The sequence below is a fragment of the Methyloversatilis sp. NSM2 genome, from assembly GCF_038066675.1.
Taxonomy (GTDB): domain Bacteria; phylum Pseudomonadota; class Gammaproteobacteria; order Burkholderiales; family Rhodocyclaceae; genus Methyloversatilis; species Methyloversatilis discipulorum_A.
On record NZ_JBBUKV010000006.1, the window covers coordinates 146,205 to 159,189 of the forward strand.

The following is a 12,985-nucleotide window of genomic DNA, read 5'->3' on the forward strand; positions in this document are numbered from 1 at the left end:
ACGCACAAATTACATTAAGATGCTAGCAGCAAGGTATCGACAAGTAAACAAATTTTGGGTAGGCGTAACGAGAAGCTTCACACGGTCGGCCGGCTATACTTTCGGCCTCAAACCCCCTCCGGAAACCCATCCTCTTGCTCTCCAAATTCCGCTGGCTGCTCTACCCGTTGACCGCCCTCACCGGCCTCGCACTGATAGGCGCGGCCCTCGCGCTGATCGTCGTACTGCTCGCCTACCCTCAGCTCCCGTCGCTGGACATCCTGACCGACTACCGGCCGAAGATCCCGCTTCGCGTCTACAACGCCGACGGGCAGCTGATCGGCGAATTCGGCGAAGAACGCCGCTCGGTCGTGCCGATCGAACAGGTGCCGGACGCGCTCAAGCACGCCATCATTGCCGCCGAGGACGAGCGCTTCTACCAGCACTCGGGCATCGACTACATCGGCATTGCCCGTGCCGCGCTGGCCAATCTGACCAGCGGCGGCCGCAGCCAGGGCGCCAGCACCATCACGATGCAGGTGGCGCGCAATTTCTTCCTGTCGAGCGAACGCACCCTGCGCCGGAAAGTCTATGAAGCACTGATGGCGTTCAAAATCGAGAACAGCCTGACAAAAGACCAGATACTCCAGCTCTATATCAACCAGATCTATCTCGGTCAGCGCGCCTACGGTTTTGCCGCCGCCTCCAGAGCCTATTTCGGCAAAAACCTGAAGGACATTAGCGTCGCCGAAGCAGCGATGCTCGCCGGTCTGCCGAAAGCGCCTTCCAAGTACAACCCGGTGGTGAACCCGAAGCGCGCCGCGCTGCGCCAGTCCTACGTGCTGCGGCGCATGCAGGAGCTGGGCTACATCGACGAAGCGACCCGCGCTCGCGCGGTCGAGGAAGAGCTGGTCCTGCGTCGCGACAGCAGCAGCACCGCCAGCGGGCCGAAGCCGGCGGATTTCGTCGCCGAAATGGCGCGCCAGATGGCGGTCGAGCGCTTCGGCGAGAACGCCTACTCGCTCGGCCTGCGTGTGGTGACGACGATACGGCGCGCCGACCAGGACGCCGCCATCGAGGCCGTCCGCAAGGGCGTGTTCGACTACGACCGCCGGCATGGCTATCGCGGCGCGGAGTCCTTCGTCGACATGAAGGACGTCGGCGCCGACGACGACGAACTGCTCGACGATCTGCTGCAGGACGTGCCGGACGCGGTCGGCCTGCACGCCGCCGTGGTGCTCGCCGCCAGTCCGACGGCGGTAAAGGTCTACAAGCGCGGCGGCGAAGTGCTCAACCTGGGCGCCGACGCGATCAAGTTCGCCAAGGCGATGCTGGACGACAAGGCGCCGCCGGCCCGCAAGCTGCGTCGCGGCGCGGTCGTGCGCGTGATGCAGGACGCCAAGCTCGGCTGGACGCTGGCGCAGATGCCAGAAGTCGAGGCGGCCCTGCTCGCCATCGACACCAGCGATGGCGCGGTCCGCGCGCTGGTCGGCGGTTTCGACTTCAATCGCAGCAAGTTCAACCACGTCACCCAGGGCTGGCGTCAGCCCGGGTCGGCATTCAAGCCCTTCATCTACTCGGCGGCACTGGAGAAGGGCTACGGGCCGGCGACCGTCGAGGAGGACACGCCGCTGGTGGTGTCGGCCGGCGAAACCGGCAGCCAGAGCTGGCAGCCGAAGAACTACGACGGCAAGTACGACGGCCCGATCTCGCTGCGCACGGCGCTGGCGAAGTCGAAGAACATGGTGTCTATCCGCATGCTGCGCTCGATCGGTCCGCGCTATGCGCAGGACTATGTTTCACGCTTCGGATTCGACGCCGCGCGCCACCCGCCCTACCTGACGATGGCGCTCGGTGCGGGGTCTGTCACCCCGTGGCAGATGGCGTCCGCCTACGCCGTGTTCGCCAACGGCGGCTACCGGGTCGAGCCCTATGTGGTGAGCGAGATCACCGACAGCGAGGGACGCGTGCTGGCGCGCTTCACGCCGCGCAAGGCCGGCGACGAAGGTTTGCGCGTCATCGACGCGCGCAACGCCTACCTGATGGACAGCATGATGCAGGACGTCGTGCGCCGCGGAACGGCCACCCGCGCGCTGGCCCTCAAGCGCGGCGACCTCGCCGGCAAGACCGGCACCACCAACGACTATCTCGACGCCTGGTTCTGCGGCTACCAGCCCTCGCGCGTAGCCGTTGCATGGATAGGCTTCGACAACCCGCGCACCCTGGGTCGTGGCGAAACCGGCGGTTCGGCAGCGCTGCCGATGTGGGTGGATTACATGCGCCACGCACTGAAGGACGTGCCCGAACAGCGGCTGCCGCTGCCCGACGGCCTGATCAGCATCGATGCCGGCGAGGACAGCAAGGGTAACCCGCGCACCGACCTGATGTACGAGGAACACCTGCCGCCGCCGCCCGAATCGCTGCCGGAAGAGCCGGAAACGCCGGCTTCGGAAGGTGAGCTGCAGCCCGGCCCGCCGCCGCAGTCGCCGGCACCGATTCCGACGCCGCCACGCTCGCCGACCGGCCACATCGTACCGAGCGAATCGCGGCTGACGGTGCCGGAAACGCTCAGCCGCGCAGCTTCACCGGCTCGCCCGCCTGCTGGCTGAGCAGCTCTTCCAGTGCCTGCATCAGTTCCTTGCCGTCGCGCGTGCCTATCCAGCGGCCGCCGTCGGCACGGAAGTGGAAGCCGCCGGAGCGCGCCGCGACCCAGATTTCCTGCGCGACGCCGTGACGGTTGATCACCATTTTCGAACCGTCGTCGAACTCCAGTTCCAGCACGCCGCCGGCCTGCAGTTCGTAGTCGATTCCGGCGCCGCTGCGCTCGATGGCCTGCTCGATCGCAGCCAGCGTCGCATCGGCCAATTTGTTAAATTCACTCTCGTTCATATTCCGGCCATCCGACATGTTTTCCAGCCCGCTCGTGCGCATCGTCGCACTGACCCTGACGCTCGCCGCCTGCGGCACCAAGGGACCATTGACGCTGCCGCCCAAGCAGGGCGCCCAGCCGGCGGCCGCGAAGCCCGCGCCCGCACCTGCTCCGCAAGATACTAACAAGGCCGACAAGCAATGAAGCATTTCGAAACCCGCGACGGCGCGCTGTACGCCGAAGGCGTTGCGCTCGAGCGTATTGCCGCCGAGTACGGCACGCCCACCTTCGTATACAGCCGCGCGGCGCTGACCGAAGCGCACGCTGCCTACGCCGATGCACTGTCCGGCCGTGACGCCATGCTGTGCTACGCGGTGAAGTCGAATTCCAACCTGGCGATCATGAATGTGTTCGCGCGGCTGGGCACCGGCTTCGACATCGTGTCCGGCGGCGAACTGGCGCGCGTGATCGCGGCGGGCGGCGATCCGGCCAAGGTGGTGTTCTCCGGTGTCGGCAAGACGCGCGACGAAATGCGCGCTGCGCTGACCCACGGCATCTACTGCTTCAACGTCGAGTCCGAAGCCGAACTGCACCGGCTGGCCGAGGTCGCCGGCAGCCTGGGCAAGCGTGCGCCGATCGCGCTGCGGGTGAATCCGGACGTCGACCCGAAAACCCATCCGTACATATCCACCGGCCTGAAGTGCAACAAGTTCGGCGTGCCCATCGCCGACGCACACCGCATCTATCTCGATGCGGTGAAACTGCCGCAGCTGGAGATCCGCGGCATCGCCTGCCACATCGGCTCGCAGCTGCTGGACCCGGCGCCGGTGGCCGAAGCGGCCGCCAAGGTGGTGGCGCTGGCCGAAGCACTGAACCGCGACGGCATCGAACTGCGCCACCTCGACCTCGGCGGCGGCCTCGGCATCCGCTACGACGACGAGGACGTGCCGGCGACGCGTGACTACCTGGCGCCGTTGCTGGCCGTGCTGGCCGGCCGCAAGGAGAGACTGCTGCTCGAACCCGGCCGCTCTCTGGTCGGCAACGCCGGCGTGCTGCTGTCGAAGATCGAGTACCTGAAGCGCGGCGAGGAGCGCAATTTCGCCATCATCGACGCGGCGATGAACGATCTTGCCCGGCCGGCGCTGTACGACGCCTGGCACCGCATCGCCGAGGTACGCCCGCGCGGCGAGGCGGATACCTACGACGTGGTCGGCCCGGTCTGCGAAAGCGGCGACTTCCTCGGCCGCGCACGTGAACTGGCGGTCGAGCCGGAGGACCTGGTCGCCATCTTCTCCGCCGGCGCCTACGGCATGACCATGAGTTCGAACTACAACACGCGGCCGCGCGCCGCCGAAGTGATGGTCGATGGCGACAAGGTGCACCTGATCCGCGCGCGCGAACGCATCGCCGACCTCTATGCCGGCGAACGCCTGCTGCCGTGAGCCAGGACGAAGAGGCCGCGCGCGAACGGCTGCGGCTCGACAAGTGGCTGTGGGCGGCGCGCTTCTTCAAGACCCGCACGCTGGCCTCCGACGCCATCGACGCCGGCCGCATCCAGCTGAACGAGGCGCGCGCCAAGCCGTCGCGCGAGGTACGCCTCGGCGACCGGCTGGACATCCAGACCGGCGAAGTGCGCTACACGGTGATCGTGCAGGCGCTGTCCGGCAAACGCGGCCCGGCCGAAGAGGCACGCAAGCTTTATGAAGAGACCGCCGAGAGCCTCGCCCGGCGCGAAGCGGAACGCGAACGGCGCCGACTTGCTCCGGAACCGTCACACATGCTGCACGGACGGCCCACCAAGACCCAGCGGCGTGAAATCGACCGCATGCGCGCTAAACTTCGCGGCGGCTGAGCCTTGCGCGCCAACGAATTGAAAACACTGTCAAAAGGAATCGAACCATGTCCGAACGTATCGTGATGAAGGTCGGTGAAGCCACCGTCTTCGCCAAGGAAGGTCAATACACCGATGCCATGCCGGAAATCGTCATCGGCTCGATCGACGGCCCGGTCGGCCAGGCCTTCGCCCAGATGATGGGTCAGACCGCCGGTCACACCCGCATGCTCGCCGTGCGCGACTGCAACCAGATGGCCAAGCCGGCGACGATGATGGTGCCCAAGGTCACGATCAAGAACTCGCGCACCGTCGAACTGCTCGGCGGCGTGGTGCAGTCGGCCACCGCCGACGCGGTCGTCGACTGCGTGTCGGAAGGCATCATCCCGAAGGATCTGGTGGACGAGCTGGTCATCATCGACCTGGTGTGGCTGGACCCGAACGCGGTCAAGGATCCCAACCTCGACATGAAGGATCTGTACCGCACCAATTACGAAGCAACCAAGATCGCGATACAGCGTGCGATGACCGGCAAGCCGACGATCGACGAGCTGATCGCCAACCGCCACAAGATCAAGCACTGCATGTACGACCCGGAAGCCTGATCACGGCGCAAAGCCACAGCCAAAGCCCCTGCCAGCCGCAGGGGCTTTTGTTTTTGTGCAATCGAAACGAAGGGCAACACGACCTTGTCTTGACGCACGCGGCCATCCAGAATGAATGAGCCCGAAATGAGCGCGGGCTCACGGAGGATGGCCGATGGATATCCGTACCGATGGCACACCGGCGCACGATGCCCCGCCGATGCCGCAGATGAACGACGACGCCTTCCGCCGCGTCGTCGAGTACGCGCCCAGCGCGATGGTTCTGGTCGATGGCCGCGGCATGATGGTGCTGGTCAACGAGCAGACGGAAAGACTGTTCGGTTACCCGCGTACCGAACTGATAGGCCGCTCGGTCGATATGCTGGTGCCGTCGGCCGCGCGTGCACACCACGCCGACTTCCGTCACAGCTTCCTGTCATCGCCCAGCCCACGTCCGATGGGCGGCGGCCGCGACCTGTTCGCCTGCCGTGCCGACGGCAGCGAGTTTCCGGTCGAGATCGGCCTGAACCCGATGGATACCGGCAGTGGGGTCATGGTGCTGGCATCCATCGTCGACATCACCGAACGGCGCCGCGCCCAGCAGGTGCTGGAACAGGCGCTGCAGGAAAAGACGGTGCTGCTCAACGAAGTTCACCACCGGGTCAAGAACAATCTGCAGGTCATCACCAGCCTGCTCAACCTGCAGGCCAACAATGTCGACGACCCGCGCGTACGCGACATCCTTAACGAGAGCCAGAATCGCGTGCGAGCGATGGCGCTGACCCATCAGCTGCTGTACGAGCGCAAGGATTTTTCGCGCATGGACCTCGGCGACTATCTCGACCGTCTTGCGCAGTTGCTGCGCGGTGCCTACCGCAGCAGTGCGAGCGGCGTCGAACTGCGGCTCGAACGCCCGCCGCAGCCGGTCTATCTCGATCTGGAACGCGCGATCCCGTGCGGGCTGGTGGTGAACGAACTGGTCACCAATGCCTTCAAGCATGCCTTCCCTGCGCAGCGCGCCGGCACCATCACCGTTTCGCTGCACGGCAGCGACGATCGGCTGACGCTGGGCGTGCGCGACGACGGAGTCGGCCTGCCGGCCGGTTTTGACTTCGACACCGTTAAGTCGCTCGGCCTGCAGCTGGTGCCCCTGCTGATAGATCAGCTGCACGGCGAACTGCAGATGGCGCGCGACGGCGGCGCCTGCTATCTCATCACCTTTCCGGCATCACTCAACGTGCGAGGTACGACATGAACGCACCGCTCCCGATCAATCTGATGCTGGTCGAGGACGAACGCGTGATCGCTTTCGACCTGAAGAACCAGCTGCAGTCCTTCGGCTACAAGGTTGGCGCGGTGCTGGCCAGCGGCGAGCAGGCGGTGCGCAAGGTCGGCGAGGTGGCGCCCGACCTGGTGCTGATGGACATCCACCTCGAAGGTCCGATCGACGGCATAGACGCGGCACTGCAGATCCAGTCGCAGCACCGCGTACCGGTGGTCTTCCTGACCGCCTACGCCGAGGACGACACGCTGCGCCGCGCACTCGACTGCCGGCCCTTCGGCTATCTGGTCAAGCCGTGCGAAGCGCGCGAGCTGCACGCGACGATACAGATGGCGCTTGCGCGTCGCGAAGTCGAGGTGCTCGTGGAGCGCAGCGAACAGCTGTTCAAGCAGGCGCTGGATGCCGCCTCGCTCGGCGTGATCGAGTGGCAGGGCGATTCGATGCAGTTGCACGGCGACGGCCACTTGCGCAGCCTGTTCGGCGACCGCCCGGTCCCGCTGGATGAATCGTGGAATCTCTTTCTGTCGCGCGTCGATGCCGGCGACCGCGAGCGCGTGTCGGCGGCGCTGAACGCGGCACTGCAGCGCGGCGATCCGGTGCGCATCGAATTCCGGACGGTGGGCAATGGCGGCCCACGCAGTCTGGAAGCGCACGCGCGCGCTTACGGCGACCCGGCCGGCGAGCAGCGCATCGTCGGCATCCTGCAGGACGTGACGCAACGCCGCCGCGACGAGGAGCGCCTGCGCCAGTCCAGCGTCGTATTCCACACCACGGCCGAAGCCATCGTGATCGCCGACGCGCGTCGGCGCATCGTCGCGGTCAATGCCGCCTATACACGCATCACCGGGCACGACGAGACCCAGGTACTCGGCCTCGACCCTGACGCGGTGCTCGGAACCGGCCACGGCGACGATTTCTACGCCGCGCTGGTCGCCCCCTCGAGCACCGGCTACTGGCAGGGCGAGGTGCTGTGCCAACGCGCGTCGGGCGACAGCTTCCCGGCCTGGGAGAGCATCAGCGCGGTGCGCAACGACAACGGCACCGTCACCCATTTCGTCGCTGCCTTCTCCGATTTCAGCGCCATCCATCAGGCCGAGGAGAAACTGAATCATCTGGCGCATCACGACGCGCTGACCGGCCTGCCCAACCGCCTGCTGTTCGACGACCGCTTCGAGCGCGCCATCGAACAGGCACGTCGCGCGCAGCAGCGCTGCATCCTGCTCTTCCTCGACCTGGACAGCTTCAAGGGGGTGAATGACACACTGGGCCATGGCGTCGGCGACGAGCTGCTGCGCGCGGTGTCGGTGCGTCTGCGTGAGGCGCTGCGCCGCAGCGACACGCTGGCCCGCCTCGGCGGCGACGAATTCGTCGTGCTCACCGGCAGCGCACAGCCAGAAGACGCCTCGCATCTGGCGATGAAGCTGCTCGGTGCGCTGCGTGATCCGTTCGACCTCGGTGGCGAGCAGATACGCATCACCGGCAGCATAGGCATCGCCGTGTTCCCCGACCACGGCACCGATCGCAACGTGCTGATGCGCGCAGCCGACATCGCGATGTACTCGGCCAAGTCGCAAGGACGCAACCGCTATCAGTTCTTCACTGCCGACATGTCGGAGCGCACACAGGAACGCATGCAGATGGAACAGGGCCTGCGTCGCGCCATCGATAACGACGCGCTGGAGGTGCACTACCAGCCCCAGCTCCGGCTGTCCGACGCGCACGTGATCGGCGTCGAGGCGCTGGTGCGCTGGCCGCATCCGGAACTGGGCATGATTTCGCCCGCGCGCTTCATTCCGGTCGCCGAAGAGAGCGGCATCATTGAAACGCTGGGCATGTGGGTGCTACGCCGCGCCTGCCATGACATCGTCGGCCTGCCGGACAACGATGGCCGGCAGATGCGCCTCGCCGTCAACGTGTCGGTCAGGCAGTTCATGCGCGAGGACTTCGTCGCCCATGTGCTGGAGGTGCTGACCGAAACCGGCTTCCCGGCCGAGTCGCTAGAGCTCGAGATCACCGAGTCCACGCTGCAGGTGATCGAGCAGAGCGCCGGCATACTCGATGCGCTGAAGCGGCTTGGCATCTCGATCAGCATCGACGATTTCGGCACCGGCTACTCGTCGCTGAGCGTGCTGCGCGGCCTGCCGATAGACCGCATCAAGATAGACCGCTCCTTCATCATCGACCTGACCGAGAACGAGGACGCGCGCGCGATGATAGAAGCCATGCTGGCGCTGGGTCGCTCACTGCGCATGACCACCATCGCCGAGGGCATAGAGCTGTCCGAACAGGCCGAACTGCTGCTGCGGCTCGGTTGTTCGGAGGGCCAGGGTTATCTGTTTGCGCGCCCGATGTCGGCAGGCCAGCTGCGGCAGTCGCTCCGGCACCCGCCAGACGATATCTAGACGGTCTCGACCGCGTCGGCCGGCAGTCCGTCGAGGTGGCGGCGCAGGATGCGGTAGTGGTCATAGTCGAAGCGCGCGTCGCGCTGCAGCGGCGCCGCGTCGTCGCTGTCCTCCGGCGCGCTGCCCAGATAGCACCAGTGCGCCAGCCAGTGCCGGTCGCCCCGCTCGGCGCCCGGACGGCGCTCGCGCACCGCCACGGCGTCCGGCCACGGCCAGTCGGGCATGCGCAGGCCGTCGAGTGCACTCATCAGCCGCATATCGTGCTGCCGCGGGTCTTCGCGACCGCAGCAGACACCACGGCAGCGCTTGATCTGCACATTGACGCAGGCGGCGGTGCGCCGCTCGTAGCCCTGCAGACCGATGCGCTTCGGACACAGCTGCCAGGCAGTCGCCAGTTCGCGCAGCGTGGTCAGACAGTCGCGGCGTGAGCGGAAGGGACCGTACAGTCCCGCCAGCTGACGCGGCGTGACGCGGTCGAGATCGACCAGCGTCAGCGCCGCTTCGCCGGCCGCCACCTCGTTACCGGGGCCGCCGCGCAGCGCCAGCGCCACGGCGGGTCCGCCGGCCCGCAACTGCTTGTTGTACAGCGGCTGCAACTGCTTCACCAGCTTCGCTTCCAGAAGCAGCGCCCCCAGCTCTCCCGCCGTTTCGACCCAATCGATGCGCTTCGTTTCGCGCAGCATGCGCGCCGCCTGTCCACCCTTGTGCGAACCGGTGAAGTGCGCCAGCACGCGCGAACGCAGGTTACGGCTCTTGCCGATGTAGAGCGGCAGCTCGGCCGGCGCCGGCAGCAGGTCGGTCGACTCCGGCGCCGCACCGTAGAACAGATAGACGCCCGGCGCCTCCGGCACGTCGTCGAGCGCGCCCGGTGCCATCCCCGGCGGCGCTGCCGCGGTGCGCCCGGCCTTTTCCATTGCCGGACCGATCACCGCCGGCGGAAAGTCGCGCGCGACGATGTCGAGAAAATCGCGCACCAGTCTCGCGTCACCGATGGCGCGGTGGCGGGCGTCGCAGACCAGCCCGAAGCGCTCCATCAGCGCGTCCAGCCCGTGCTTCGGAAAGTGCGGATAGAGGGCGCGCGACAGCTTGACCGAGCACAGCACGCGCGGCGCGAAGTTCAGGCCGACGCGGGCGAACTCGTTGCGCAGGAAGCCGTGGTCGAAGCGCGCGTTGTGCGCGACGAACAGGCGGTCGTACAGCAGCGCCGCCAGTTCTTCCGCGATATCGGCGAAGCGCGGCGCACCGGCGACCATGCCGTCGGTGATGCCAGTAAAACGCTGGATGGACAACGGAATCGACACGCCCGGATTGACCAGGCTGGACCACTCGCGCCGCTGCGGCCCGTCTATCAGCACGACGCCGACCTCGGTCACACGGTCGGCGCGCGGGTCGCCCCCTGTCGTTTCCAGGTCGACGATGGCCAGCGGCTGATCGAACACGCTCATGCGGTGGTCGCCGCCCTGCGCGCCCGCTCGGTGGCGCAGCGCACGGGGCAGCCGAAAGTGGGACGGTGCGGCTTCAGTGCGCGTCGGTGGGCGTCAGGTCGGTCTGGTAGGGATAGGGCTTCTGCGCGACGCGTGCTTCGTTGAAGCGGCGCTGCGCTTCGAAGTCCTGCGGCTTGTCCCACCACAGCGCGCGACCACGACGCTGCTCTTCGATCTGTTCCGGGTGCTTTTCGAGGTACTCGCGCATGAAACGCGTGTGATCGGATTCGTAATCAGCCAATTGAAACTCCGTTGGAAACGACTCAATGTGTCTTGCCGCGCGATTCGTCGGCCTTGTCGCAGGCCCGCACGCGGGCGATGCGCACGACCTCCGGCACGCGGCGCAGGCCCTTCATGATGCGCGCAAGATGGACGCGATCACTGACCTGCAGCGTGAAGTGGATCTGCGTGTAGAGGCTGCCGTCCTCTTCCATGCCGACATTCTGGATGTTGGCGCCGCATTCGGCGATCTCGAATGCGACCTTGGCCAGCACGCCCGGGCGGTTCGCCGCGATGACGCGGATGCCGACCTCGAACACGCGGCTGCTGTCGCGTTCCCACTCGACGTCGACCCACTGGTCACCGTCCTTGCGGTTGCGGCGCAGCGTCGGGCAGTCATGCGCGTGGATCATCAGGCCGGAACCAACGCGCAGCTGACCGACGATGGGGTCGCCCGGTATCGGCTGGCAGCAGCGCGCGATCTGCACCGCCATGCCTTCCGAACCACGGATCAGCAGCGCGCTCTCCGGCGCCGGCAGCGGCGTGCCCTGCTGCTCGCTGGCGGTCTGCAGCTTGAGCAGACTGCGCGCGACGAAGGTGGCCGAACTCTTGCCCTGGCCGATGTCGGCCAGCGCCTCCTTGCGGCTCTTGACCTCGGTGGTCTCAAGCCACTGCGCCCACGAGGCATCGCCGATCTCGTCCGGCGTGACACCGAACTGGCGCAGTGCCTGGGTGAGCAGACGCTCGCCCAGCTGCGCCGATTCCTCGACCTGCATGGTCTTCAGGAAGTGGCGGATCTGCGCGCGCGCCTTGCCGGTCTTCACATAACCCAGCCAGGCCGGGTTCGGGTTCGGGTGCGAGGCGGTGATGATTTCGACCTGATCGCCGCTGCTGAGCTCGCTGCGCAGCGGCATCAGTTCCTGGTTGATGCGACAGGCCACACAGCAGTGGCCAACGTCGGTGTGCACGGCGTAGGCGAAGTCGACCGCGGTCGCGCCGCGCGGCAGCGACATGATCTTGCCCTTGGGCGTGAACACGTACACCTCGCCCGGGAAGAGATCGATCTTCACGTGTTCGAGGAATTCGGCAGAATCCGGCGCCGAACTCTGCAGTTCCAGCAGCGACTGCAGCCAGCGGTGGGTGTTGGCCTGCAGGTCGTCGAGCGACTGTTCGCTGTCCTTGTACAGCCAGTGCGAAGCCACGCCGTTCTGCGCGATCTGGTGCATTTCGGCGGTGCGGATCTGCACCTCGACCGGCGTGCCGAACGGACCGATCAGCGTGGTGTGCAGCGATTGGTAGCCATTGGCCTTCGGGATCGCGATGTAGTCCTTGAACTTGCCCGGCACCGGCTTGTACAGCGCATGCAGCGCGCCAAGGGCCAGATAGCAGGCCGCCACGTCCTTCACCACGACGCGGAAACCGTAGATGTCGAGCACCTGCGAGAAAGTCAGGTGCTTGTCGCGCATCTTGCGGAAGATCGAATACAGGCTCTTCTCGCGGCCGAACACGTCGGCTTCGATGCCACGCTCCGGCAGGCGGGTGCGGATCGCTTCGGTGATCTTGCCCACAACCTCGCGCCGGTTGCCACGCGCCGACTTCATCGCGCGCTCCAGCACGCGATAGCGCATCGGGTGCATCGCGTGGAAGGACATGTCCTGCAGTTCGCGGTACACCGCGTGCAGGCCGAGGCGGTTAGCGATCGGGGCGTGGATTTCCAGCGTTTCGCGGGCGATGCGGCGCTGCTTGTCTGGCCGCATCGAACCCAGCGTGCGCATGTTGTGCGTGCGGTCGGCCAGCTTGATCAGGATGACGCGCACGTCGCGCGCCATCGCCATCAGCATCTTGCGGAAGTTCTCGGCCTGCGCGTCTTCCTTCGACTGGAACTCGATCTTGTCGAGCTTGGACACGCCATCGACCAGTTCCGCCACCACCTTGCCGAAGCGCTCGGCAATCTCCGCCTTGGTGATGGCGGTGTCTTCCATCACGTCGTGCAGCAGCGCCGCGCACAGCGCCTGGGAGTCGAGCTGCCAGCCGGCAAGGATTTCGGCGACCGCCAGCGGATGCGACACGTAAGGCTCGCCGCTCATGCGGAACTGCCCGGCGTGCGCACTGGCCGACAGCGCGTACGCGTCGCGCACGCGCTGCACGTCTTCGTCGCGCAGATAGGTGGAAATGTCGGCGATCAGGCGTTCGAGATCGGCGACCGTGGAACAGGGGGGCGCCGGCGTACCGGCGTCGGGATCGTTGTCAGCCGGGCCGAGGCTGACGATGGGCGGTGCAGGCGTAACGTGGGCGACCGGGGTGGGCATGATGAGGTCGTCCACCGGTCGGTTCA

The 12,985-nt window shown here is 66.4% G+C and carries 11 protein-coding genes; 7 read left to right on the top strand and 4 right to left on the bottom strand.

Annotated elements, in window-relative coordinates; all coding sequences use genetic code 11:
* Nucleotides 1-134 precede the first annotated feature (134 nt).
* Nucleotides 135-2,588: a penicillin-binding protein 1A gene (locus tag WJU27_RS14270; protein WP_341422535.1), complete on the top strand. Its 2,454-nt coding sequence runs from the start codon at nucleotides 135-137 to the stop codon at nucleotides 2,586-2,588.
* On the opposite strand, the gene cyaY is transcribed toward WJU27_RS14270, so the two are convergent.
* Complete coding sequence (gene cyaY, locus WJU27_RS14275) at nucleotides 2,548-2,868, bottom strand: iron donor protein CyaY (RefSeq protein ID WP_024300770.1); 321 nt, start codon at nucleotides 2,866-2,868, stop codon at nucleotides 2,548-2,550. The two genes, WJU27_RS14270 and cyaY, sit on opposite strands and share 41 nt — an antisense overlap.
* Before the next feature lie 16 nt (nucleotides 2,869-2,884).
* Between cyaY and lptM the strand changes: the two genes are divergently transcribed.
* From lptM to WJU27_RS14305, 6 genes are all read left to right on the top strand, one after another.
* Nucleotides 2,885-3,052 (top strand): LPS translocon maturation chaperone LptM, encoded by a 168-nt coding sequence (lptM, locus tag WJU27_RS14280; RefSeq protein WP_081629111.1) that lies wholly within the window; start codon nucleotides 2,885-2,887, stop codon nucleotides 3,050-3,052.
* Nucleotides 3,049-4,290 carry a diaminopimelate decarboxylase gene (lysA, locus tag WJU27_RS14285; protein ID WP_341422536.1) on the top strand — a complete coding sequence of 414 codons (1,242 nt, stop codon included), beginning with the start codon at nucleotides 3,049-3,051 and terminating at the stop codon, nucleotides 4,288-4,290. The genes lptM and lysA overlap by 4 nt, the downstream gene beginning before the upstream one ends.
* Nucleotides 4,287-4,700: an RNA-binding S4 domain-containing protein gene (locus tag WJU27_RS14290; RefSeq protein WP_341422537.1), complete on the top strand. Its 414-nt coding sequence runs from the start codon at nucleotides 4,287-4,289 to the stop codon at nucleotides 4,698-4,700. Before lysA ends, WJU27_RS14290 begins: the two co-directional genes overlap by 4 nt.
* Nucleotides 4,701-4,747: 47 nt before the next feature.
* Nucleotides 4,748-5,284, top strand: a complete 537-nt coding sequence (gene fae, locus WJU27_RS14295) for a formaldehyde-activating enzyme (RefSeq protein WP_020166082.1) — start codon at nucleotides 4,748-4,750, stop codon at nucleotides 5,282-5,284.
* A 154-nt stretch (nucleotides 5,285-5,438) separates the two neighbouring features.
* Nucleotides 5,439-6,518: a sensor histidine kinase gene (locus WJU27_RS14300; protein ID WP_020166083.1), complete on the top strand. Its 1,080-nt coding sequence runs from the start codon at nucleotides 5,439-5,441 to the stop codon at nucleotides 6,516-6,518.
* The gene (locus tag WJU27_RS14305; protein ID WP_341422538.1) at nucleotides 6,515-8,947 is read left to right on the top strand and encodes a two-component system response regulator; all 2,433 of its coding nucleotides are present in this window, start codon (nucleotides 6,515-6,517) and stop codon (nucleotides 8,945-8,947) included. Before WJU27_RS14300 ends, WJU27_RS14305 begins: the two co-directional genes overlap by 4 nt.
* Here WJU27_RS14305 and WJU27_RS14310 read toward each other — a convergent pair.
* The 3 genes from WJU27_RS14310 to WJU27_RS14320 all read right to left on the bottom strand — a co-directional run bounded on the left by WJU27_RS14310 (nucleotide 8,944) and on the right by WJU27_RS14320 (nucleotide 12,959).
* Complete coding sequence (locus WJU27_RS14310) at nucleotides 8,944-10,392, bottom strand: 3'-5' exonuclease family protein (RefSeq protein ID WP_341422539.1); 1,449 nt, start codon at nucleotides 10,390-10,392, stop codon at nucleotides 8,944-8,946. The genes WJU27_RS14305 and WJU27_RS14310 overlap by 4 nt on opposite strands.
* Nucleotides 10,393-10,465: 73 nt before the next feature.
* Nucleotides 10,466-10,672: a DUF3460 family protein gene (locus tag WJU27_RS14315; protein WP_020166086.1), complete on the bottom strand. Its 207-nt coding sequence runs from the start codon at nucleotides 10,670-10,672 to the stop codon at nucleotides 10,466-10,468.
* Nucleotides 10,673-10,694: 22 nt separating this feature from the next.
* Entirely contained in the window at nucleotides 10,695-12,959 is a 2,265-nt protein-coding gene (locus tag WJU27_RS14320) for a RelA/SpoT family protein (protein ID WP_341422576.1), read from the bottom strand.
* Nucleotides 12,960-12,985: the final 26 nt, after the last annotated feature.

Bases quoted from the DNA above. Each gene is read 5' to 3' on its own strand.
- lptM (WP_081629111.1), top strand. From the start codon at position 2,885: ATGTTTTCCAGCCCGCTCGTGCGCATCGTCGCACTGACCCTGACGCTC.
- WJU27_RS14320 (WP_341422576.1), bottom strand. From the start codon at position 12,959: ATGCCCACCCCGGTCGCCCACGTTACGCCTGCACCGCCCATCGTCAGC.
- fae (WP_020166082.1), top strand. From the start codon at position 4,748: ATGTCCGAACGTATCGTGATGAAGGTCGGTGAAGCCACCGTCTTCGCC.
- WJU27_RS14305 (WP_341422538.1), top strand. From the start codon at position 6,515: ATGAACGCACCGCTCCCGATCAATCTGATGCTGGTCGAGGACGAACGC.
- WJU27_RS14310 (WP_341422539.1), bottom strand. From the start codon at position 10,392: ATGAGCGTGTTCGATCAGCCGCTGGCCATCGTCGACCTGGAAACGACA.
- lysA (WP_341422536.1), top strand. From the start codon at position 3,049: ATGAAGCATTTCGAAACCCGCGACGGCGCGCTGTACGCCGAAGGCGTT.
- cyaY (WP_024300770.1), bottom strand. From the start codon at position 2,868: ATGAACGAGAGTGAATTTAACAAATTGGCCGATGCGACGCTGGCTGCG.
- WJU27_RS14300 (WP_020166083.1), top strand. From the start codon at position 5,439: ATGGATATCCGTACCGATGGCACACCGGCGCACGATGCCCCGCCGATG.